Origin of the sequence: Synechococcus sp. UW105, from assembly GCF_900473935.1 — a bacterium.
Lineage (GTDB): Bacteria > Cyanobacteriota > Cyanobacteriia > PCC-6307 > Cyanobiaceae > Synechococcus_C.
This window is the reverse complement of the sequence record NZ_UCNN01000019.1, coordinates 150681-174637: the sequence shown is the minus strand read 5'-3', so window position 1 is coordinate 174637 and position 23957 is coordinate 150681. Positions and strand designations below refer to the sequence as shown.

General features: G+C 58.1%; 16 protein-coding genes and 1 tRNA gene. 2 read left to right on the top strand and 15 right to left on the bottom strand.

The window, feature by feature from the left end:
• Positions 1-162: 162 nt before the first annotated feature.
• From DXY16_RS07900 to ftsH, 7 genes are all read right to left on the bottom strand, one after another.
• Positions 163-1482: a hypothetical protein gene (locus DXY16_RS07900; RefSeq protein WP_115120690.1), complete on the bottom strand. Its 1320-nt coding sequence runs from the start codon at positions 1480-1482 to the stop codon at positions 163-165.
• 146 nt (positions 1483-1628) lie between these two features.
• Positions 1629-1701 (bottom strand) — tRNA-Ala (locus DXY16_RS07895).
• Between the two features lie 78 nt (positions 1702-1779).
• Complete coding sequence (gene lexA / locus DXY16_RS07890; protein WP_115017292.1) at positions 1780-2397, bottom strand: transcriptional repressor LexA; 618 nt, start codon at positions 2395-2397, stop codon at positions 1780-1782.
• Between the two features lie 19 nt (positions 2398-2416).
• The gene (locus tag DXY16_RS07885) at positions 2417-3226 is read right to left on the bottom strand and encodes a carboxylesterase (RefSeq protein WP_115120689.1); all 810 of its coding nucleotides are present in this window, start codon (positions 3224-3226) and stop codon (positions 2417-2419) included.
• 115 nt (positions 3227-3341) lie between these two features.
• Positions 3342-4073 carry a putative 2OG-Fe(II) oxygenase gene (locus DXY16_RS07880; RefSeq protein WP_115120688.1) on the bottom strand — a complete coding sequence of 244 codons (732 nt, stop codon included), beginning with the start codon at positions 4071-4073 and terminating at the stop codon, positions 3342-3344.
• 101 nt (positions 4074-4174) lie between these two features.
• Complete coding sequence (argF, locus tag DXY16_RS07875) at positions 4175-5131, bottom strand: ornithine carbamoyltransferase (protein ID WP_115120687.1); 957 nt, start codon at positions 5129-5131, stop codon at positions 4175-4177.
• A gap of 379 nt (positions 5132-5510) precedes the next feature.
• Entirely contained in the window at positions 5511-7376 is a 1866-nt protein-coding gene (gene ftsH / locus DXY16_RS07870; RefSeq protein WP_115120686.1) for an ATP-dependent zinc metalloprotease FtsH, read from the bottom strand.
• A gap of 52 nt (positions 7377-7428) precedes the next feature.
• On the opposite strand from ftsH, the gene DXY16_RS07865 reads away from it, so the two are divergent.
• A complete protein-coding gene (locus DXY16_RS07865) occupies positions 7429-8310 on the top strand; it encodes a hypothetical protein (protein WP_115120685.1) in 882 nt (293 codons plus the stop codon).
• On the top strand, positions 8270-9013 hold the full coding sequence (locus DXY16_RS07860) for a potassium channel family protein (protein ID WP_115120684.1): 744 nt from the start codon (positions 8270-8272) through the stop codon (positions 9011-9013). The genes DXY16_RS07865 and DXY16_RS07860 overlap by 41 nt, the downstream gene beginning before the upstream one ends.
• A gap of 24 nt (positions 9014-9037) precedes the next feature.
• On the opposite strand, the gene DXY16_RS07855 is transcribed toward DXY16_RS07860, so the two are convergent.
• The 8 genes from DXY16_RS07855 to DXY16_RS07820 all read right to left on the bottom strand — a co-directional run bounded on the left by DXY16_RS07855 (position 9038) and on the right by DXY16_RS07820 (position 23883).
• Positions 9038-10303, bottom strand: coding sequence for a flotillin family protein (locus tag DXY16_RS07855; RefSeq protein WP_115120683.1), 1266 nt, complete (start codon positions 10301-10303; stop codon positions 9038-9040).
• Positions 10303-11625 carry a flotillin family protein gene (locus DXY16_RS07850; RefSeq protein ID WP_115120682.1) on the bottom strand — a complete coding sequence of 441 codons (1323 nt, stop codon included), beginning with the start codon at positions 11623-11625 and terminating at the stop codon, positions 10303-10305. The genes DXY16_RS07855 and DXY16_RS07850 overlap by 1 nt, the downstream gene beginning before the upstream one ends.
• A gap of 40 nt (positions 11626-11665) precedes the next feature.
• Complete coding sequence (locus tag DXY16_RS07845) at positions 11666-12199, bottom strand: NfeD family protein (RefSeq protein WP_115120681.1); 534 nt, start codon at positions 12197-12199, stop codon at positions 11666-11668.
• Positions 12200-12263: 64 nt separating this feature from the next.
• Complete coding sequence (gene ribD / locus DXY16_RS07840; protein ID WP_115120680.1) at positions 12264-13391, bottom strand: bifunctional diaminohydroxyphosphoribosylaminopyrimidine deaminase/5-amino-6-(5-phosphoribosylamino)uracil reductase RibD; 1128 nt, start codon at positions 13389-13391, stop codon at positions 12264-12266.
• The gene (locus tag DXY16_RS07835) at positions 13391-13888 is read right to left on the bottom strand and encodes a DUF3122 domain-containing protein (protein WP_170953890.1); all 498 of its coding nucleotides are present in this window, start codon (positions 13886-13888) and stop codon (positions 13391-13393) included. Before DXY16_RS07835 ends, ribD begins: the two co-directional genes overlap by 1 nt.
• 148 nt (positions 13889-14036) lie before the next feature.
• Positions 14037-17849 carry an autotransporter outer membrane beta-barrel domain-containing protein gene (locus DXY16_RS07830; protein ID WP_115120679.1) on the bottom strand — a complete coding sequence of 1271 codons (3813 nt, stop codon included), beginning with the start codon at positions 17847-17849 and terminating at the stop codon, positions 14037-14039.
• A gap of 238 nt (positions 17850-18087) precedes the next feature.
• Positions 18088-20586, bottom strand: a complete 2499-nt coding sequence (locus DXY16_RS07825; RefSeq protein WP_115120678.1) for a GH116 family glycosyl hydrolase — start codon at positions 20584-20586, stop codon at positions 18088-18090.
• A gap of 108 nt (positions 20587-20694) precedes the next feature.
• The gene (locus DXY16_RS07820) at positions 20695-23883 is read right to left on the bottom strand and encodes a glycosyl hydrolase family 18 protein (protein WP_115120677.1); all 3189 of its coding nucleotides are present in this window, start codon (positions 23881-23883) and stop codon (positions 20695-20697) included.
• Positions 23884-23957 lie beyond the last annotated feature (74 nt).

Here is a 23957-nt window from a genome sequence, read left to right as displayed (position 1 = left end):
TTCAAGGAACAATCACTCACTCAGCTGCAATCCGCAATCCTTACGGGAAGAGTGGCCGCATTTAACCCATTTCATGATGCACGGCAGACCGCCGAGGCTTACACATATAGGGACAAGAGATGAGACAAATTTGCCTCTTGACTAATTTCTAGTCGGTTTCTGTTAGTAGGTCAAGGGGTGACAAGGTATCCCCTCCAAAGTTGTCCTACCTGCTCCAGTAATCCGTTCGACAGCCTCAATCAAGCCAGCTTCATCAATCCACTGTCCATAACTGGCGTGGTGCTCTTGCGGGGTGTGCCCGAGCAGCGCAGCAGCATCCCTAATGGATAACGGGCGGCCATAGGACTTGTGCATCCGATAAGCACAACCATGCCGCAGGCTGTACGGGATCAAACCGGGGTTGATGGCCGCCAACCCCTGCCAGAACTTGAAGCGTTCGAGCTGCTGCCGGATCTCATCCCCCACAGGCTTGAAGCCCTTCATTTCAACTTCGTTGATGCGGTTCAGGACGGCCTGAGGAAAGCGAATCGTGCCTGTGCGCCAGAGCATCACAAGACGCTCCCCTTCGCCTTCTCTGCCAGGAACGTCGAAGGGCAGCACCAACCTGTTCTTTTGCTTCTTGCCGCGGGTGGCTTTGTTCCGTTTGCCACCGGGTCTGACCTTCAGATGCCCGTCGTCCCAGATCAGCTGAGCGACTTCATGAGGACGCAAGCCGTAGATGCCGATGATCCCCGCCAGCAGCAGCAGGCTGGTTCTATCGGCATCCCTCAGCGCATCCAGCAGGGTGCCCAGATCGTTGGGCATCATCGGTGGCGTCAGCTTGTCCTCAGTGGGCCTGTCGTCAGTACCGATCAAGTCCCGCAGGTCATCGTTATCCAGCGGTTTCCAGCGGCTGTCGTAGCCGTATTCCTTGATCGCGTAGCGAAGCAGCGCACGGACATTATTGAGCTGCACCACCCGACCTGATCCACCGGGGCGGCAATTCTTGAAATGCTGCCGGGCATAAGCCTTCATCAAGTCCGCTCCGCTCTGGGGGCGTGGCTTCTTCTCCAGGGTCTTCCGCACCCGCTTCATGTGGCCGTTCAGGTCGCGCATAGTTGTGGCGCGGTTCATCTGCCGTCGCTTGTCGATGAAGCCACCGATGACGGCGTCCCAGCCGCTGTCCTCGTCATCCACCGACCGGGTGATGGTGGGGGTGGCGCTGTCCTTCGCATCTAGCTTTTTTTTGGCTTCGGCCAGCGAGCAGTGGCGCTCGTCCACCAGCTGCTTGAGCTGGCAGACCTTCAAAAAAATATCCCCGCTGCAGGCCGGGTTCCATGGCACCCCCAGCTGCACCGATTGCCGCGGGTTCTGGTGCTGCTTTCCATCATTGATGCGGCGGGTGAGCTGGGTATCACCGTTGCGATCAGCGATGCCCCAACCCAGTCCACACCTGTCTTTTATCTGCCCACGAAGGCGGGCGAACCACTTCTGCTGAGGCATGTGCGCAGAACAATTTCTATGCGCAGAATCATGCGCAGAAATGGGCAGACATGGGACTACCCAGGTAGGACACGATGCGCAGAAGGGCACTAAAAAAGCGGCATTTCTGCCGCCCAAAACCCTGTCTAGGTCAGTGTTTTTAAGAATGGAGCCAAGGAGACTCGAACTCCTGACCCCCTGCATGCCATGCAGGTGCTCTACCAGCTGAGCTATGGCCCCATGGTCGATGGCTGGGCCCTTGAGCCAGTCAATCGACGTGAGGAAGCTTACACCGGCAGGGTGCGCACTCCGTCAGGCTTAAACCTGCCGCCACACAGCAACGAGCTTGCCCTGCACCTGCACCTGATCAGCGGGCAGCTCAATCGGCTCATAGGCAGGATTGGCGGCTTCCAGTCGCACAGTGCCCCGACTGCGATGGAAGTGTTTCAGCGTGGTGCCACTGCCTGGAACCAAAGCACTCACGATCGTGCCCTCGCGTAGCCGAGACGCCTCCACGACTGGCTCCATCAGCACCACATCACCATCGGCGATATGTGCATCCACCATCGAGTCACCATTCACCGTGAGGGCAAAAAGTCCCTGCGTCTCCAACACAGGAACCAAATCGAGGCGTTCCTGCACATCATCAAAGGCTTCCACCAACCCACCCGCGGCAACAGCACCGAGCACGGGGATACCAGACGCCAGTCCCCCCAGCAACTGCAGGGTGCGGGCCTGGCCCTCCTGCCAAGTGATCCAACCCTTCTGCTGCAGATGACGCAAGCGACTCTGCACCGGAGCAGGCGAACGCAACCCCATCGCCTGCATCATCTGGCGAATCGAGGGGCTGTGGTGATTGACACCGATGTAGTCAGACAGCCAGTCGTACAGCTCTTGCTGCGCGGGGGTGAGGGGCTCGGGGGTTCCAGCAGGCACCTAAAGAAGGTCCGATCGGTCAATACATTTGTACCGGTGGGCCGGCAGGATTGCAAGGCCGACCAGGCAATCCTGCCGACGCCAACGACGACAAAAAACGGAGGCTGCTCTCACAAACAAGGGGCCACTCGGCATCGGCGGTGATTGCGTGACTACTGCGCTCCAGCCAAACCAGCTGTTTGGCTGAGGCCCCGGCTTGGTCCATCAGCCGCCGCACGCCACGCTCGGTCACCACGTTGTCGCGCCGACTAGCGACCACGAGCATCGGCTGATGGACCGCAGCCAAGTGTTGACGCACCTGAGCGATCAAACGCAGCACCAAACTGCTACAGATCACGGGATAGCGGTCATACGACCAAAGCCGATCCGCCGTTCTGGGGTCTGCGTAGTCGCAGGGGGGCTTGGCCACTGTCTTCACCAGTCGGGTCAGCAGTGGAGCGAAAAAGCGCCGCACGTCTCGACTGCCGATCGGCGGTGAATACAGCATCAGTCCGCGAATTTCAGGGAAGCGCAATGCAGCTTGCAGCGCCAGAATCGATCCCATCGACAGCCCTCCCAGCACCACCTGCTGCCCACGCTCGAGCTGGGTGCGCAGCAATCCATCCACCTGATCAATCCACTGCTGCGGACGGATCGGCAACAGGTCATTCAACTGTGTGCCATGGCCAAGAAGCAGGGGCACCTCAACTGAGTAGCCCTTGGCATGCAGCGCATCAGCGAGCAATGCCATCTCCGCCGGGGACCCGGTGAAGCCATGCAGAAGGATCACCGTGACCGATCCACCTGCCAATGAGATTGGAGCCGGGCTGGCCTCAGAAACGATTGCCATCTCCGCGTCTCCAGGGCAAACCGATCAGATCCATCAGTGCAGCGTGGCAACAAGCTGAACGAATCAACACCAAAGCCATCAACAGCCCATCTCCAGAAAGTTCACCAGAGCCTGATCAGAATCCTTTGGCGGAAGGTCGATAACTGGAAAGAGAGACATTGTCGACAGCTTGCGTCGACTGGCGGGGCTGTTGAATCTGACTGGACGATGGCGCTGCATGCGCTTGGGACTTGGGCACAGCAACAGCATTGAAGGCCAAAGACCAACGTTCCCCATCACCACGGAAAGGCATCACAGAATGGGGTTGCCAGGCTGGAAAAACGTAGAAGTCGCCTGGAACGGGCAGTACGTAATGCGACATGCCAGTGCGGAACGACTGCACATGCCACTCTTCAGGTCCATGAAAACAAAGCTGGCCGTCAAAGCTGTTGGCGGTGATCTGTGGGGGCACAGCCAGAAAAATCACACCTGAAAAGCTGCCCCCATGGGTGTGGGTGGGGTTGTAATCGCCAGCCTTTTGACAGTTGAGCCACAGATCAATTGGCTTGAGCTCGTAACGACCAGGAACCCAGGGGCCCCTCCCCTGGGGAGGCTGCCGGTCCATGACATGGCGAATCCAACGGTCACAAGAAGGGAGCAGATGCTCAAGCATCAACTCCTGCACACCAGGCTGATCCGGTCTTAATTCGCGTTGTTGACTGAGCTGACCAGCCAACTTGACTGAAGCATCGGCACTCGCTTCTGGATTGTCGAGAACGGACTGACTGAGACTAAGAAGGGTCTTCAGAAGAGAATCCGGTAACTGGCCCTTAAGGATCGAACGCGGGAAAAGATCCAGAACCTCCACGGGCAGCGAGTCAATAAACAATCATCGTGACATTGATCGAGCCAATCGCTTGGTTCATCAGGAGCGAAAACTCTCACCGCAGCGAGCGAGCCAGTGAAGGCTTACAACCCCCCCATCAACGCTGCCAAGAGAGCTTGCTGGGCATGCAAACGATTCTCAGCCTGATCAAAGATTCGGCTGGCACTCCCCTCCATCACCCCTGCACTGATCTCCTCGCCACGATGGGCAGGCAGGCAGTGCAAAACAATGGCGTCTGGCTCAGCTTCTGCCACCAAGGCTTCATCGAGGCAAAAGCCCTTAAAGGCCTGTTCACGCTCCGCCTGTTCCTGCTCCTGGCCCATGGACGCCCAGACATCGGTGTACAGCGCCTGGGCACCCTTCACTGCAGCTACTGGGTCACTCGTCACCGTGATCTGAGCACCAGCGACGGCAAGAGCCCGTGCTTGATCAACGACTCCTGGCAGTGGCTCGAAGCCTTCAGGGCAGCCAATCCGCACATTCACACCCAGCAGAGCGCCGCAGATCATCAACGAGTGGGCCACATTGTTGCCGTCACCGACGTAGGCCAAGGTCTGCCCCTGCAGCTCTCCGAAGGCCTCCTGCATCGTCAAATAATCAGCCAGGGCCTGGCAAGGATGCTCCAAATCGGTGAGGGCATTGATCACCGGGATCGACGCCCAGTGGGCGTAATCCACCAACTCTTGCTGGGCGAAGGTGCGGATCGCCAGGGCATCACAAAAACGACTTAACACCCTTGCGGTGTCTTCCAAAGGCTCGCCGCGACCGAGCTGGGTCACCTGAGGATTGAGGTCAACGGTCTGGCCGCCAAGCCGGGCCATTGCCACCTGAAAACTGACACGGGTACGGGTGGAAGCCTTGGTGAAGATCAGGCCCAGAACCCTGTTACCCAAGTCGATCCGACGGTCGCCCGACTTCAACTGCTGAGCCAACTGCAGCAAAGCGGCGGCCTGTTCGGCACTGACATCCTCTGACGACAGGAAATCTCGGCCGCTCAGAGGCGAGAGAACGGAAGCGACCCCCTGAGTGGCGGTAACCATGGATGTCTTCTAAAGGAACTTTATCGGGGATCAGCCCCCCTCTCGTCAAGGGGATTCGGATAACCAGAGATGAATCAGTCGGCACGGACGCATCGGCAGACAGGGTCTGCGCCACCGAAATCACCTTGGTGAGCTGACAAGCGCAAGCCGTGTTGCCGTCCTTCAGAGCGCCATCCACGCCATCGCCAAGCTCGGATCAGCGGGTCTTCTCAGTGGTGACTGGCACAGAGTGCTGCGCCTGGAGAGTTGATGGTGGCCGCGCCAAAACGGCCTCGACAGACCGACACGCTGCCAACAAAAAAGCGGACCCGAAGGATCCGCCTGAATGGGTTGTCGAAATGGTTTGTGTCCGCTCAAGCTGTGACTGCTTGATGCCGCATCAACTCGGCATCACACTTGCGGCGAGCATCTCCTTGAGCTCATCGCCTTCGATCACCTCTTTCTCAAGGATCTTCTGCGAGATGGTCTCCAGTAGAGCCATGTTGTGGCGCAAGATGCCGAGGGCCTGTTCATGGGCTCGATCAACCAGACCACGCACTTCCCGATCAATGGCCTGAGCGGTGGCGTCACTGACGGTGCGGCGGGGATTGTTGCCACCGCCAAGGAAGCGCCCACCACCCTGTTTGTCATAGGCCAAGGGACCAAGGGTGTCGCTCATGCCGTAGGTCCCCACCATCTGCTCTGCGATGTCGGTGGCGCGCTGCAGATCGTTGGCAGCACCAGTGGTGATTTTGTCGAAGACGATCTCTTCTGCAGAACGACCGCCGAGCAGGGTGGCAATCTGACCTTCAAGGTCTTCGCGTGAATTGAGGAAGCGTTCCTCTGTGGGCAGCTGCAGCGTGTAGCCCAGAGCACTCATGCCTCGCGGGACGATCGAGATCTTGGCCACCTTGCTGCCACCGGGCATCAGGTGGCCCACGATGGCGTGACCGACTTCGTGATAGGCCACAACCTTCTTCTCATCGTCCTGGAGGACGCGACTCTTTTTCTCCAAGCCAGCCACGACCCGCTCGATTGCCTCACCCAGATCCTGCTGCTCGACCTTGGTGCGCTTGGCACGGGCAGCAAGCAGAGCTGCTTCGTTGACCAAATTGGCAAGGTCGGCGCCGGCGAAACCACTCGTGGCTTGCGCGATGAGGTCGAGGTCGACACCATCCGCCAGCTTCACCTTGTTGGCATAGATCTCGAGGATGGTCTTACGACCAGAGAGATCAGGACGATCCACCAGCACCTGACGATCGAAGCGACCAGGCCGCAGCAATGCGGCATCGAGAACCTCGGGCTGGTTCGTGGCTGCTAGCACAATCACCGGCTTGTCTTTGGACGCGAAACCGTCCATCTCAGTCAGAAGCTGGTTGAGGGTTTGCTCCCGTTCATCATTCCCCCCAACCACACCCATCGAACCCGAACGGCTCTTGCCGATGGCATCGAGTTCGTCGATAAAGATGATGCAGGGGGCATTCTTTTTGGCTTGTTCGAACAAGTCCCGCACCCTGGCGGCACCTGCACCAACGAACAGTTCAACGAACTCCGAGCCGCTGATGATGAAGAAGGGAACACCCGCCTCTCCAGCGACGGCCTTGGAGAGCAACGTCTTACCGGTGCCGGGAGGCCCGACCAACAGCACACCCTTCGGAATGCGCGCACCGATTTCGGCATAGCGCTCGGGGGTCTTAAGGAAGTCAACGATCTCCGTGAGTTCGTCTTTCGCTTCATCCACACCGGCGACGTCGTCGAAGGTGATGCGCGACTGCTCATCAGGGACGTAAACCTTGGCCTTGCTCTTGGTGAAGTTGAGGGCGCCCTGGGCACCACCGGCACCCATCGAGCGACGCGCGAAAAACTGCAACACCAGGATGAAGATCAGGGGGGGGACCACCCAGCTGAGGATCGTGGTGAAAATATTGGGCTTCTTGGGAGGAGCAGCGGCAAACTCAACGCCCTTGTCTTCCAGGCGCTGAGGCAGATCCATATCGAAGATGGGAGTTGTCGCCAGCACAGCGGGTGCACCGTCTTCCGGAGCACTGAGCTCATAGCGGATCTGATCCTGGGTAATGAAGGCCCGTTTCACGGCCCCGTCATTCACTTGATCAATGAAGAGTGAATAGGGCACCCGCGGCACCTGCTGCATCCCCTGATTGGGAACGAAGCTGCTGATCAACAGCAAGACACCAAACCCGATCAATACCAGGTTGATGATCCCGAATCGCCTATTCGGCTGATTGTCGTCCTCGCGAATCGGCATGGCGTCAGATCCGAGTTGAGCGTCCAAACTAAAGCGAGCTTTTGGCTGCTGGTTGGCTGCACAGGGTGGAGAACCGAACGTTCGGGCTGAGTCGCTTCAGCTGACCACGCACTGGCACAGCCGCTGGGGCATCACCGCCTGGCGCAACCGAAAGGGCATCTGGAGCAGCCGGCGCCTACGCAAGGGGCATGGCCCCCTAGCCCGTAGCCACTTCCAGCAGCTCACAGCTGCAGGGATGGTGCAGGCGCTCGTGCATGGCAAACAGCTCAATCGCCTAGAGGTGCGCACCGCCTTGGCCTTCATTGCCGGCCCACTCCTCTTCGCCTTGGGGGCCGGATTGCCGTTAGCGCATCAAGGCAATGCTTCACTCGCAGCAGGCTTGCTAGCGATCGGTTCGGTGCTGTTCACTGCCGGCGGCTGGTGGCAGGTTGAACAGGCGCTTTTGGCCGTGCCGTCTCTACCGGACGACACCAAGGCCTGGCAATGGTGTGGCTTGCGTTGCAGCCTCAGCCAGAGCCTGGGAACGGTGCTGTTCAACATCAACACGTTTTTCTTGTGGGGATGGCCTCAGCCACAGGAGCAAAGCTGGCTGCTGTTGGCCGTGCTGCCAAATCTGCTGGGATCCATCCTTTTCCTGGTTTCCGCCGCAGACGGATTACTGGAAGTGGGGCATGGCCGATTGCTCGTCTTCGAACCCAAGCATCTGGGCTGGTGGATCGCAATGGTGAATACGCTCGGCTGCCTGTGGTTCATGCAGTCAGCATTGGCGTCATTGCCAAATGCCCTGCCCAAACTCACCAGCTTCAACAACCAAATGGCCCTTCAAACCACTGTGCTGGGGTCGCTTGCCTTTGCAATCGTTGGCATCCTCAGTTTGGCGGAATGCTCAGAAGATGAGGTTGCTGAACCAAGGCCCAACCCCCCACAAGCGTGAGGGCGTTTATGAGCTCCTCTTGGCACTGTGCCTACTGGTGCTTGTGAGTTTCGCCTTCCCGTCCATCTCCTGGATGGGATCGGTTGGTTATTCGTTGATCGCACTCTTGCTCACCCAGCTTGTGGTGTTGAAGATGAGCAAGCGCACTTGGAAAGACAAGCTCTACCAACTCCTCGGGGTGGTTGCTCTGGTGAGCCAACTGGTGTGGGTGATCACCCCTGTGAAATGGACCATGACCGGCGTCCCGCTGGTGCTGAGCTGGAGTGTGCTTGTGGGCTGGAGCGTGGTTCGGCTCGTGGAGAAACTGGCCAAAGAACGGCACGTCACCCATTCGATGCTGATGGGCGCAGCAGCCGGTTATCTCCTGCTAGGACTCACAGCAGGGTTGGTGATGAGTGCTGTTGAGACGATCCAACCCCACAGTTTCACGCCACTCGACGTGCCCGCGCGTGGGCTCAGCGGCGGGGACGCCAGCGTGCTGGATGCGGCCCCCGTGTTCGCCCGCATCAATTATTTCGCCTTTATCTGCCTCACCACTGTTGGTTTTGGTGACATCAAGCCGGTCCTGCCTCTATCACGCATGCTTTCAGTCGCCACTGGCATCGCAGGGCCGCTGTATCTGGCGGTGGTGATGGGGGTGCTGATCAGCCGCTACAGCCGTGAACTGGGCGGAAACAAGGCTGATCAGCACAGCAAGGAGTGATGCGCCGTTGCGCATGGATCAGTCCTACTCGTCACTCGTCGTAGGCATGGAGATGGAATCAGTCCCAGACTGGCCGTTGCCCTCAGAGCGGTTTGGCGTCAAGCGCAGGCCGGTGCTGTCCTGAAGCTGGCGCAGCAAGGTGGCGAGCGACAGATTCATCTGTCCTTCCCGTTCACCAATCAGGGCGACCTCTTCCACCTCAATCGGCTTCACGGTGTCGCTCAGCATCGTGAGCAGCGGCTCCAGTTTCTGGAGAAGGAACAGGCGCTTGGCATCCGAACCACTGCGCTTCAGAGAGGTGACCAAATCTTGAAGGCCCTCGGCCTGGGAACGCCCCTGCTCCACGATCGTGGCAGCAGCGCCTTTGGCCTCCGCCATCATCGTTTGACATTCGGATTCAGCCGGCGCAATCACATCCGCTTCAAGCTGCTGCGTTACCTGTTTGATGCGCGCCTCCTGCACCGGCAGCTCCGCCTCAGCCCTTGCCAACTCGGCCCCCACTTCTGCTTCCACCTCCGCCACCAAGGCATCCCGACGGGTGAGCGCATCCTTGATCCGTTTCTGGGCATTGGCGGTGGCCACTGCCAATTCCTTATCGAGCCGGCGCAGGGAGGTGATGCGCGCGTTCTCCGCTTGCTTCACCGCCGACTGCGAGGTCGCCTCAGCCTCAGCGATGCGCGAATCCCTCTTCAGTTCCACCAACTGCTTGCGACCGATCGAATCGAGGTAGCGCACGTCATCAGAGATGTTCTGAATCTGCAGTGTGTCGAGCACCAGCCCAAGCTTTTGCAGATCATCCTCCGCCTCCTCCAGCAGGGTGCGCGCAAAGGTGATCTTGTCTTCATTCAGCTGTTCGGGAGTGAGGCTGGCCATCACACCGCGCAGGTTCCCTTCCAACGTCTCCTTGGCGATATGACGAATGTCGTCCTGGCTTTTGCCAATCAAGCGTTCGATCGCGTTGTGGATCCCGGGCTCATCGCCGGAGATCTTGATATTGGCCACACCCGCCACATTGAGCGGGATACCACCTTTGGAGTAGGCGTTCTCCACCCGCAACTCAATGATCATGTTGCTGAGGTCGAGGCGCATCACCTCTTCAAGAACGGGGATGCGCAAAGCACTCCCTCCCCGTACCGTGCGATACCCCACCTTGCGCCCATCACCAGTGGTGCGGCCAAGGCCGGCAAAGATCAGCACTTCACTGGGCTGACAGATGAAATAGAGCTGACGCAGCAACACCACGAAAGCCCAAAGCCCCGCAGCGCCGGTCAATCCAAAGGCGACAAACATCAGTTAACTCCGGTGGAAGACAGGGTGCCGAGCAGATCCACGCCAAGGATGTCCTTGACCTGCTCGAAGAACTGGCGCACCACCTTGTGATTCACCGCTACAAGGCTGGCCAGGGTGGACGCGTCATCACCATCCAGGGCGGTGATGCGCTTGAGATGCAGCTGAGCGGGCAAACGCGTGGCCTGCTGCAAGACCATCTCAATCTGCTGCAGCAGGAAGACCAACTCGGCGGTACTGCCGGCGTCTTCCCACACCTGGGTGAGCAGATCGTTCACCAGGGCACTGGCCTTCACGTCTTCGGCAGTGGCGGCGGCACGGCCGCGGGCGCGCAGCTCCTGGGCCTTCTGGTGCGCCTGGGAGGGCAGAACCGCTTCGGCCTTCAAGCGCAAGCGTTCGAGTTCAGCACGCACCTTCTGCAACTGTTGCTCAGCCCGGGCTCGGGCCTCCAGCTCAGCCGCCTCGGTGCGCTCCTCCTCCGAGCGCGCGTCCTTCTCCATCTGGGCCACCTTGGTGCGCACGTCGTTGTCTTTTTCAAGCACGACTGTTTCCGCTTCAGTACGCACCACCTCTGCAACCTCCTCCATCTCGGCCTCGATCCGCTCGGCCTGACCAATCGCCTCCGCTTCGGCGATCTCGGCATCACGCACAATTTGGGCCACACGGCGGCGGCTGATCGAATTGAGGTAGTCGACGTCGTCAAAAACACTCTGAATCTTGAGCGTGTCGAGCTGCAGACCGAGACGTCGCAGATCCTCCCCGACATCATCAGCAACCTGCTCCGCAAAGCGCAGGCGGTCTTCATTCACCTGCTCGGGCGTGAGCTGGGCCAGAACGCTGCGCAGGTTGCCTTCAAGGTTCTCCTTGGCCACCTGCACAATTTCCTTGTTATCCCGGCCAAGGAAGCGTTCGATCGCGTTGTTGCGAACCGCTGGATCAGTGCTCACCTTGACGTTGGCAATCGCCTGAATGTTGAGAGGGGTACCGCCCTTGGAATAGGCGTTGCTCACCTCCACCAGCACCGGCAGGAGCGTCACATCCATGCGCCGAGCCGTCTCCAGGATCGGCTTCACGAAGGTGCAGCCACCATTGGCAACCACTCTGTAGCCCTTCATCCCCTGGGCACCCTGGTTGGATTTTGAGCCCGTCACCACGAGCATTTCATGGGGGCGACAGATGCGGATCATCCAGCGGCTGATCAGGGTCAGCGCCACCACCACTACAAAAACAGTCGAAGCGACTGAAACCACTGCACCGGCGGGGTTGTTGCTGGGCTGGCGCTGGGCCAGAAGTGGCAACGGCTGCGTTGCCAAGCTGGGCTGCATAAGTGCGGCTGAAACTTCTTCTGCCTTAGCCAGGGTGGAATCAGTCGGCCATTTCAAAAGGCTCAACGATCAGGGTGTTGGCTTCAACCCTCAAGATCACCGCCCGATCGCCACGCTCCAAGGGGCTGGAGGCGCTGCGCGCTGCACGCCGCAACAAGCTTCCACGCACGGAGACTTCAACGAAACCGCGCTGCTGGTCACTGAGTGGAAGCGTCACCGTCGCCTCCAGTCCGATCAGGTCATCCACCCGCACCACGGTGTTGGCTTCACGACGTGCCATCAACCGCAAGGCCAGCGCAGCGGCCCAGCCAAGCCCAACCCCGAGCACCAAAGCGAGCGGCAAGGTGAACGGTGAGGCACCTGCACCCTGAAACAACTGCAACAACAAACCGCAGAGCCCAAAGCCAGCCAAGCCAAAGGACCAGAACGATGTGCTGAACAAGACCGTCGGCTGTCCGCCTTCGGCGATGCCGGAGGCACCATCAACGCCGAAATCCACATCTGCCTCGCCGGCAATCGACAAGCTGATCAACAGCCCACCGGCGATCAAGCAGAACAGATAGGTCCAAGTCATCGCCGCAAGCCGGCAGAAGTTCCATCATCGGGGCGACGGTGCATCCAGGTCAGCCAAAACGCCATCAATCGATGGAATCGCCGCGGAGTCTGGCCTGCAGCAACAGATCGTTTCCAAGGGATTGGGCGGAGTCAAGCGCGAGGGGAACAACCTGATCCATCGCCGTCAAGCCAAGGTCGCCTAGAGGCGTGCGGGCCAGGTCACCACCCATCAGCTTGGGGGCGATCACCACGGCAAGCTCCTGCACGCAGCCCTGCTGCAAAGCGGCAGCGGCCAGCGAGGGGCCGCATTCCCAGAGCACGCGATTGCAACCCCGGGCAGCCAACAGCGGCAACAACGCTGACGGGTCACACTGCTCGAAGGACTGCATGGCCACACCGGCTTGTTCCCAAGCCGCCCGAAGCCGTTCGCGGCCAGCCCAATCAGTCAAGGCTGGATGGGCCACCAGGGTGGAGGCCACCGACTGGTCCCAGAGTTGGGCCTGTTCAGGCAAATCCAGGCTGCGGCTCAGCACCACGCGTAAGGGCTCGGGCTGGCGCTGGCCACGACTGGTAAGCAGAGGGTCATCAGCACGCAGGGTGCCACCGCCAACAATCACCGCATCACAGCCGGCCCGTAGACGATGCACCCACGACCGTGACGCTGGACCGCTGATCCACTGACTCGCTCCATTGGGAAGGGCCGTCCGTCCGTCGAGGCTCATGGCCCACTTGAGAACCCCCCAGGGCCGACCGGTTTGTACCCGGTGCACAAAGGCGCGGTTCTGGTGCGCTGCTTCTGCCTCCAGCACTCCGGTGATCACCTCCAAGCCGGCGTCCCTAAGCCGTTGGATGCCGCCTCCAGCCACGCGGGGGTCTGGATCGGTCAAGGCCACCACCACCCGCTGAAGACCGGCCTTGATCACCGCTTCCGAGCATGGCGGCGTGCGGCCGTGATGGCAGCAGGGCTCAAGGGTCACCACGATCGTGCCGCCGCGGGCGGCGGCACCGGCTTGGGCGAGAGCACCCACTTCGGCATGGGGCTCACCGGCACGCGCATGGAAGCCTTCCCCGACCAACTGGCCATCGGAGGCAAGCACCACAGCACCGACCAGTGGGTTCGGGCTGGTGTGGCCTGCCGCGAGGCCCGCCAACTGCAGCGCCCGGTGCATCCAGGGGATCCAGCGCTGTTTGGATGGATCGATGGCAGCCATCACGTCAAGGGATCGGTCTGCACCTGACGCCATTCAGCCACGACGAAAGGCGGCACGGGAAGATCGTTCAGCACGCCCGGAAGAAACAAGCGCAACGGTCGGTTGTTGCGCAGGTCGCGGAGCAGAGGATCCAGGTCGAATTCGGCAGCGGCATCACGGCCATCAGCAGCGAGGGCGGGGTTATCGAGCGTGATGTCCGGCAGCTGCCATTCCTTCATACCGGCCTTCACAAGAAGCGGTGTGGGGTGATCAAGACGCACTCTGCCGGGGTATCCGACGATGCGAAGCACCACTGACTGGCCTGGCTCGCCGGTGCGATAGGCCACCGCCTGCCAACTTTGATAGTCAAGATCGCGCAGACTCTCAAGGCTGCGCAGCATTGGAGCACCGGCTTCATCACTGTGTTGATGCACCTGAGCGATCGCCACAGCGGGGGTGATCAGCAACAGGAGCAGGGCGACCAGTACCGACAAAACCAGACGACGCAACAGACGCATCAAGTAAGACAACACGGCCCCCATCATCGGTGCTGAAGCTGTCTGCTGGAGGGAAAGCAGGCAGTGGGGTCGATCAGAGCCTGTCTGGACGCTGTGACCTGAGTCAAAGGCCTCAGGTCACAGCGCCATCAACGCCAACAGCACTGGCTCAGAACTGCCACTCAAAACCGCCGGAGGTGCGGTAGTCAGTGCCCCTTTCTCCGCCCCAGGCCTCGATGCCGCCGCGCAGATACACCTTGTAGGAGCTGCTGTTGATCTTGGCGATGGTGTAGTCCAAACCTCCCTCCACCAGAAGGCCGTTGGTGTCCTCATTCTTGGATTGAATATCCACCTCTTGATTGGTGAACTGATAGCCAATCGTCTGCTTGCTCAGATTGCCGCTCCAGTCGCCCAACCAACCCACACGCAGGGAAGGAACCAGCTGTGAGGTGTCGCCCGTTTTGATCGGATAGGCGAACTTCATCGCCAGATCGGTTTGCACATAGGTGGTGGAACGATTCTTGTAGGTGAGGTTCAGCTGGCCTGCGCCACTCTCGGTGAAGCGATTTTCATTGTTGAAACTCCAGGTGGTGGTGAACTGAGGCTCCAACAGGAACTTGCCCGATTCAAACGGCGCACCGACGCGGAACGCCAAGCCATAGCTGGTGCCACTCTTGTTGCCTGAGGCCGTCACATCACCAAGCTTGTTGGTGATTTCGATGATGTTCCGTCTGTGGTTGCCGCTGAAGGCTGTGGCGCTGAACAGACCCTGCAGATAGAAGTTGTCGGTCCAGTACTCAGCACGCACCCCACCGCCCCAACCATCGGAGTTCCAGGAGCCACCGCCAGCCAGAGCATTCTGCTGAGTGAGGTTGATGTTGCCGTAGTTGACAAATCCACCCACCTGGAACGACTCAGCAATGGAGACATCCACGCCCAACACACCACCACCGGCGTTGACGTAATAGGGGTTGTAGAAGTTGTCGTTGTAACTGTCGTGGTCATCACCGCCAAAGCCGCGGAACCAGGCGCGCACCCCATCACGACGGGCGTACTGGGCCGTGAGGGATGGATCCTCCTCAAACCCAGCCGCCTCCAAACTTTCAACCAGGGTGCTGTCCTCTAAACCACTGCCCGCGTTCTGAGCGATGGCGTAATCCAACGCCTGCTGGGCATCCTCATCACTCACCTCACCACTCTTGTTCCACAATCCACGCACCGGTGGGGCAGCCTCGCTTTCAATGACCTCTTCCTGCTCAACTGCCGTGTCTTGGATCACCACTGGATCAAACTGACGCAAGGGGAGGCGTTCAAACAACGTATCCGCCAACAGGTTGTTGTACGTCGCCATGCCGCGACCAGGACCATCAATATTGCGCGGTGCCAGACCTGAAACAAACAACTTTCCGAGTGTATCGGCGCCAATAATGGGAAGATTGATGTCATCCAGAACATCATCTATGATCTCATTAATAATTTCCCCTCCAGGGGTACTGGGGTTGCAGATCAGATCAGAGAAGTTTCCGGGATCAGAGCAATCCAATTCATCAATGATCACATCAGGAGCCTTCTGACTCACAACAAGCTGCAAGCTTCCCTCTTGAAGATAAACGTCATAAACAGCACTATCGTCAATACCTTTATCCACCCCAACGCCCGAAAAACCTCCAACATTACCGTCGTAAACAAGCAATGAGTTCTTAGCCAACTCATTCATTTCTCCCTGACTGGCAGCGGGAGCATCAATCACCAGATAAGTACCGACTGGCTGATCCTGATTCGCTGCCGAAATCACCAAAGAACCCGCCTTGTAGGCAAAACTATCAGCAATCAAAGGTGCTGCATCTTTACTGGCAAGGCTGGCGTAAATCTCGCCACCTTCCATCACAAAGTTGGCAAACGTGGCATGATGAGAATCAAGGAGCTGAAGGGAGCCGCCCTTCAGCGTCATGGTTTGGATCCCAGCGGCCTTATAATCTCCGTCGTAGTCCCAGTCTCCTAGGTGCTGCTCAGCAAATTCAAAGTTTTTGATCTTTGCGGCCTTGAAAGATGCCACCCCTAGCGTGCCAAACTTGATCGTATCGGTGCCCTCACCACCATCAATGATTCCTGAACCAGAGACATTGGCGCTGGTCAAGAAAGTGTCATCTCCTCCCTTCAGGTCAATATTAGAATCAGAAGCAATGGCAATAGAGCCATATACATTATGGAAAGTATTTTTAGCGTCAGTACCAACAAGAGAGTTCACACTAATTTCGCCATGATTATCCAAATCAACGACGCTCAGATTTCCGCCTGAGACCGCTCCAAGTCTTTTAACAACAAGAGTCTGAATTTCTTGAGAGGTATTACCGAAATTGACAGAACCTTCTTTGACCGTCGTCTCTCCCTTATATCTAATCGCATTATTCTTCGTGACAACAAACTCGCTACTACCTAGCTTTGTAATGCCACCTGTTTTATCCACCACAAAGGAGCCATCAAATTGAAAGCTCTCTCGATCATCACCAACAGATAAAATACTGCCAAGATCAAGTTCAACTTTTCCGCCGCCGGTCAGAGCCGCGATTTGATCACTTGCGCGAACATTATATTTAGCCCCTTCGGCAACTTCGACCTCTGTTTTGTCAGACAAAGAGCCAGAGACCTCAAGCTGACCTTTCTTGATGATTGTTTTTCCAGTATATGTATTAATTCCGGTGAGGGTAACACTGCCTTCACCTTCCTTTGTCAAGCCTCCGGAACCAGAAATAACCCCATTAATCTGAGGCCTTACATAAACACCATCGTCTACAGTCTGACGATCAAGAGCCCCATCAACATGCAAAAAGGACTGGCCATTTTTCGGCTCCACAAGCTGTATATTAGAGTTAAGGCGAATTTTCTTCCCATAAAATCCTATTTTTCCGCCCCCCGCAAGCTTAACGACTTGCCCTTTACTGGATGTAATCGCATCACCCCTTAATCTTAATTTAGAACCAGAGTTAATGGTTATATCACCCAATGGGAGTGCCTTCTTTGCCATAATAACCAGGGCGCCATCATCAGTCGTACTAACGACCGTCTCTCCACTGTATTCATTTGTGCCCCAAAGCTTTGTAAGGCCGGTGCCCGAATAGGCAAATGTTGCCGACTCAGAGCCTGAAATTGCTGTAAAATCACCCTCAAAATTGGCATTAACATCATTTTTAATGACTCCGCCATTACCAGTAACATAAAATCTGCGACTAAACGAGGTGTTTGAATCTATCTTTAAAGTTCCACCATCAAATATAGGTGCATAGACTGAGCTCTCTACATCACTACCACTCCATTGGCAGTAATCACCATTTTCAACAAGCGTTGAAGGGGTGGCCGTTACACCATCTGAAATGGTATTGGCAATGCAACCACCATAGGCTTGAATGCGCCCGGCCCCTTTATTACCCCCTTTCGTAAAATAACCGGCACCATTATAGTAATACAAAAGGCCTTCATTTGTACCTTTTGCGTTCGCAGGCCTATTCGAGAAACCTCGAGGAATATCACTATTAGAGCTATAATTAGAGTATACGAAGCCACCGCCATTGGAATATCCCCATAGATCCAAATCGCCATTAGGCTCTAGCATGCCTTTTAAAGCTTCCTGAGAAGCTGTCGAAAGCGATTGTGCGAGGCCTGGGGTATCACGCCAAGGGAAGAATTTACCTGTAACTGAATCCGTATACCACTGCCCTACGGAAATACCAGGGTATTCATTGTCAGGGGTAGACCACATGGAATATTCTATTGCATAGATTTTATTGTCATTTCCACGAATGACCTGTTTATCATCGTCGGGTAATTCATAAACCGTGACCGCACCCTTCTCGACAACCTTTGTCGTCGTTGGCTGCCCCGCAAGCGCTGGTCCACAAGGGGCAATAGAGGCAAACGCAAGCCAGGCGATGATATTGAGAGATTTTTTCACGACAACAATCACCAGAAGCGAAACTTTGAACAACGCTAGCGGCTAAATAGAAAGCGGCAATATCACCTCATATAGAGCTTATCCATTGTTTCCTAGTGACTATGAATCCACTTTGAGATGTTGCCAAGACAGGTCGAGCCTAAAGATTTGGCCACAAAGGAAGCCAACACAGTATTGACACCAAGGCGAGGATCGTAGACAAATTGGCCCTTAGAGCAACATCCTCAATTGTGCATGAAAGGGAGATCCCATTCGTGCACAATTGAGACATTTAGCCCCGCTCTGCCCCTGGAAGCCTCTGCCAATTGGTGTGTGTCGCCCACAGCCCCCAGATCGCCATCGCCCGCAGATAGTGGCAAGCCCGGAAGGTCTTCACCGCCGTGATCGCCTCCGGTGTACGGAACTGCAATCCACCCGAATACACCTGGTTCACCACCGCTGAGCAGATTGCTTCAGCCGTCTGCTCTTCTCCCATCAGCTGGTAGTAGCTCGCAATTCCGAAGTTGATCCCGGTCCACACCTCCAAAGGATGGGTGCCATTCGGATCCAAGGGTGTTCCGTCACGGCGCAGTCCATTCGCGACACCAAGTGCTCCACCTTCAAATCGTTCGAAACAGGCTTCCTTCACTGCCTTGAGGGCACTACGGCTGTTGGCCTCACTCACCACAGGCTCCAGCCCGAGCAAGCGGGCATAAAAATCACCGCAAAGTTGATCGGCCATCACCACCGGCGTACCACTTTCAGCGTCGATGTCGTAGTACTCACCATTCCAGAGCAACCTGTCAAAGTTGCTGCGCGATTGCTCCAACCAACCACTGAACTCTCGCTGCTCCTCGGCCGTATCCAGCCCTGTTTTGAGCTGCAAGGTCTGACCAATGGCCAAGGCTGCTTCAAGAGCAGCGATCCAAAGCGCTCCGCAATAGGCGCTGACGCCCTGCAAAGGCCAATCATCAAAGGTCTGATCCGGTGCACCACCGTTATCAGGCAGGCCATCGTGATTGGCATCAAATGTTTTGAGGTAGCGCAGGGCCTCCACAGCTGCCGGCCAGCATGCGGCCAAAAAGTTGATGTCTTCTCCACTTGGGGCCAGCTTGAAGGTGCGCCAAACCTGCAGCACGAAGTCGCTACCGAGATCTTTCCAGAGGTTGCAGTCTTGATAGGCCGTGTAGTTGGTGGCATCCCAAGGCTGCTCATTGGGAGCCCCCAGATCGTGGGGTGTGGCTCCCTTTACCTTGCGATCGGCTTCGACCCTGCCCTTGCCCTGGGTGAAATACCAACCGATCGGCCGTTGCGTTGCATCAGCAGCTGGAATCGCCCGAGCGAAGCTGCACAGCACAGCCTTATCGAGCTCCGGCCACAACTGCAGCAGGGCAAACGACCCGTAAAGGCGTACATCAAGACTTTCGTACCAGGCGTAATCGAGGCACTCGAGCACGCCGAATCGACCGAATGGATCAGCTGGCGTCGCCGCACTCCAGAGGCTGCCACCGCTGCAAAGGTCGTAGAGCTCATTGAATAACGCCATCCGCAACGGTTCGGGAAGCTCACGTCGCTCCACTACGGGTTGCTGCCAGGCCTCAATCTGAGCCTGCCAACGACGCCAATCGCGCAGAGCTTCTGAAGCGATCGCCGCGGCCTGGTTGCCCTCTGCCGCAAAGAAATCGGTGTAACGGCGCAAGGCCTGGCTGCCTGTTGCAAACGCCGTCACCGGCAGATCCCAACTGATCACCACCGGAATCTCCAGGCTCTGCCCCGGCGCCAGCTGACACTGCACGGCCAACGCAGCACTGAGCGGATCATTGGCGCCGCTCTTGCGGTCGTTGTTGCTCGCAGGAATCGAGCCATCGGCGCTGAAGCTGTTCCACAGCTCACTGCCATCGCCACTGGGGTTCCAGCGGCTGCAACGCTGGATGCTCACCCCTGGCTGCTCGGTGGTGGCGATGCACCACTGCCCTTCGCCTTCGGCGATCGGAGCGGAGACGTTGCCCTCAAGCACCACGCCTTTGAGGGTGCCATCGTCGACCCAGCGGTTGCGTTGGCCCGCTGTCTTGCCAATGGCTGGGGCGTAGTTGTGCTCGGGGCTGCCGTCGTCGCGGAAGTGCACTTCCGCGGAGGCATCGGTGTTCGTGAACCAGCCGGTGGTGTTGCGCCAGCTGAGCAGCAGCGACAGATCCAGGGGCTGGTCGGTGGGGTTGCGCAGGGTCCACACGAACACCGCCACTGGGTAGCTGGTGCGCTGATAGTCACCCGGCAGGATCGGGCTGAAGGCCTCGCAACGCACCTCGGCGTCATAGACGCCTTCGTAGTTCGTCCAGCTCAGGGGATAGCGGGCGGCGTAGGTGCCGGTGCTGCGCTCCGCCGTGCTGGCTGGATACCAATCCCAAGCGGATAACGGCTCTCCTGCTTCAGGCCGTGATGCATCCACATCCGGCTTCACCGCCAGGGCATGGGCGCGCGTTGCGGCGCCGTTGCTCTCGAACAATGCGAACTGGCAATCCGGCAGCACCCCAAACCAGTGCTCACCGCCATCCAGATGCCAGAGGTTGATGTTGCCATCGGGCGCCCGACCGAAGCATCCCGCCCCGAAGCCGCCAAGGGGCATGCCGTGATTGGCGCCGTCGTCGAGGTTGCTGGCGTAGCGCACCGTATAGGGGTTGTCCCAGCCCAGACCCAAGGGCCGGCTCCAGCTCGCCTCGGGCGGCTGCCAGCCTTTCGATTTGGAGCCGCGGCCCAGCAGGGATTTGAGAGCAGACAATCCGAGCGGAGCCATGCATGGGCCGAGAGTCGCCCCAGATTGCCAGAGTTGGGCAGAAGGGCCAGGGGTCCAGCACAAAGCCCTCGCCGCAGTGAAGGCCAGCGCTGATGGTGCATGCTCCGATCAGGACAGAGCGGTGAAATCCTGGAGGCTGAACTGGCCGTCGCCGCCAAGCACCTGGTCGAACGGCTCAGCCCTGGAGGCGATCTCCTCTAGAGAACCACCACCCAGTAGGGCATCAAAGGCGGCATCCACCAGGCTCTGCTCTCCAGCGGCATCATTGGACAACGCCCAGAACATCAAGCCTCCAAGCCCTGCCTCCTGCACGTAAGCCGCTTTACCGGCCACGGTGGCTGCCGTTTCGATCGAGCTCCACAGACCACTCACGGAGTCGTAGACAAACGCCGCTTTGGCGGTGTCATCCCAGAACAGCCGCAGGTTGCCGTTTTCCACCCCAGTGAGCAGATCCTTGACGTCGTAGCTGCCGGCTTCAAACGACCCGGCGGCCTGAGAGGAATCCCCCGCCTGTTGGTAGCCATTGGTGCCCCCGTCTTGCACGCCACCCCAGGCGCGGGTGTAAGCCGGAGCACCAAGCACCACCTTGCTGAGATCCACTCCGGCCTGGCGGAACTGATCGATGGAGGTGAGCACGTCGTAGCCCCCCGCATCACCGGTCATGGCTGCCTGGTGGCCGGTCTGCGACTCCCAGCCGCCGTGGAAGTCGTAGGTCATCACGTTGTAGAAGTCGACATAGGGGTCGATCCCCTCAAGGTTGAGGTTGGCCAGCTTGTCGGCACCACCGGCGGTGGCGATGGAGATCTCCACCTCGCGGCCGATCTGCTGCCGGAAGGTCTCCAGCTTCTGGTCGAGCAGTTGCAGGGTGAGGGCGAAATTGGCGCCGTCCTGATCGCTCACCGCATTGCTGCCCAATCCACCACCACCCGGGTACTCCCAGTCGAAATCGACGGTGTTGAAAAAGTCGTAGCGGTTGAGGGTGTCGATCACGCTGTCGGTGAAGCTCTCCCGGCCAGCTGCGTCGTCGAAGGCCAGGCTGAATTCACCGGAGAGGGTCCAGCCCCCAAGGGCAAAGCCAAGGTTGAGATGAGGATTGAGCTGCTTGAGCAGATCCAACTGGCGCAGGTTGCCGGCCTCGGCATTGGGTTCCTCCCAGCCCACCGGAAGGCCGGTGAGGGTGACTGAACCATCGGCCGCTGTCGTGAGCGAAAAGTCGCCACCACTGACCAAACCGTCGCGATAGGCGCTCTCGAGGCCAGCCCATTCGTTGGCTGAGAAGGTGCGGCTCACCTGCTGCTCAACGGAGAAGCGCTTGTCTGTGGCAGCCCAGGCGTCATGGATGAACAGCTCGCCGCTGTCGTCGACCCCAAAGAAGCTGTAGTTGAGGTGGGTGAGCTTGCTGGCATCAACATCGGCGACGCGGAAGTCGCGGCCATAAATGCCCCATTCTTCGAAATAGCCCACCACCCGCAGGCCATCGCTGGAGCGGGATGGGTCGGGTGAGGGCGCCGTCGGTTCAGTGGGTTGGGTGGGGTCAACGGGATCCACAGGATCGGTCGGCTGCACAGGATCCGTTGGTTCCGCAGGATCCGTGGATTCCACCGGCTCTGTTGGTGCAACCGGCTCAGTGGTCTCACCAGGGTCTGTGGGAGTTGCCGGCGCTGAAGGAGCCGAAGCCTCGCCACTGTCGAAGCTCAGTGATGTCTGACCACTGAGCTCGCCGCTGCCCTGGTAATAAGAACTGAGGGTGCTGCCGGCCGCAAAGGCCTGGCCCGCAGACCAGCTCGGCGCCGACAGGGTGATGAGGTAGCGGCCGTCGCTTTGCAGCTCCTGGCTGAGGCTGAAATTGCTGACCTGCTTGAGGGCGTCATCACTCAGGAAGCTCACCGACCAACCAGCATCCAGCGGCTGCGAGCCCGCGTTGGTGACGGTGAGATTGCCGGAGAAGGTGCCGCTCCATTGGTCGGTGACCGTGGCTTCCACCAGCACAGCCGCTGGTTGCGGTTGGGGAGCCGGTTCAGGCGCAGGTTCGGGCTCTGGCATTGGAACCGGCTCTGGTTCGGGTTCCGGAGCTGGAACCGGTTCCACACCCCTGCCTCCCACAAAGAACAGTTCATCGGTGAGGTTGCCGCTATTCGGCAGCCCCACGCTGTCAGCGTTGAAGCTCAGATTGATGCTTTGACCCGCCGCAATCGTGCTGTTCCATGCCGCAGGCGTGAGCGTCACACGCACAGCACCATCTGGCAGTGGCTCGACAGACGCATGTCCAGCCCAACTCTGGAAGTTCTGATGCAGCGTCTCAAAGCTGACCGACCAATCACTCAAGGGTTGATCTGAGCTGTTGGTGATGGTGAGCTGACCGCTCATCCCGCCCCAGTACAAGCTGCCACTGGCCTTCAGCGTTAGCGCCCCGATAGAAGGCGCCAGCCCTTCCATGCCATGGCCTTCAGCATGAACGCCAGGGTGGTGATCATGCTGCATGTGCTCGGCATGGTGCGAAGCCACACCATTGGCGATTGAGGCACCCAGGGAATACACCGGTTGTCCGGGCTCCACCTGAAACCCATCAGTGAAGGCTCCCACTGGCGCATCCGGCGTCAGCAGCACGCTGCGATCCACCAAGGCCACATCGTTCTGATCGAAGCCAAGAACCGTCTCGAGATTGTCTTCTCGCACCTGATCAAAGTGAAACTCGACGTGATCGGCACGAAGTTCACTGGCCTGAATACCCTCCAACAGCACACTCTGGCCACTGGGTTGGACGACAATCAGAAGCCCCTGTTCTGTATCAACAGCAGAGACGCGTTCACGTGTTCCTAGATAGACAAAACTGATCTTATCGACTTCAGGATTGAAATCACTGACAATCTCCTGAACACCATATTCATGAGAACGGATGTACACCGTTTCAGAAACAGATTCATCGAAGGATGAAAGCATAATCCGGCCATCAGCATCGGCCTGCACTCCATCCTGCTTGGGGCCACGATTCAGCTCCCAAGACAACACGCCTCCAATATCGGCACGCAAATGCTCGTTACCGACAGGAGCAAAGTTATCGAGAGAAAGCTGGTCCCAACGGATCGGGGAAGCACTCGCATCAACAATCCGCTGAAAATCATTGTCCTGCCATGGATTGACAATCACAGCAGAGCCATCTTCAAGCTTGCCGAGAATTAATCCATGAACAGAAATATCCCCGAAATCCAAAACATCATGTTCTGGATCAAATCCGGCGATATCAGTGTCTGATGGATTGACGGAATAGACAGTGCCGCCACCATGAAAACCAATCACAAGGCCCTTCCCAAAGGTACAAAAACCCCAAGCGTCAGAGCTGATCTGGGGAGTGACTTTTCAGCCCGAAAGCA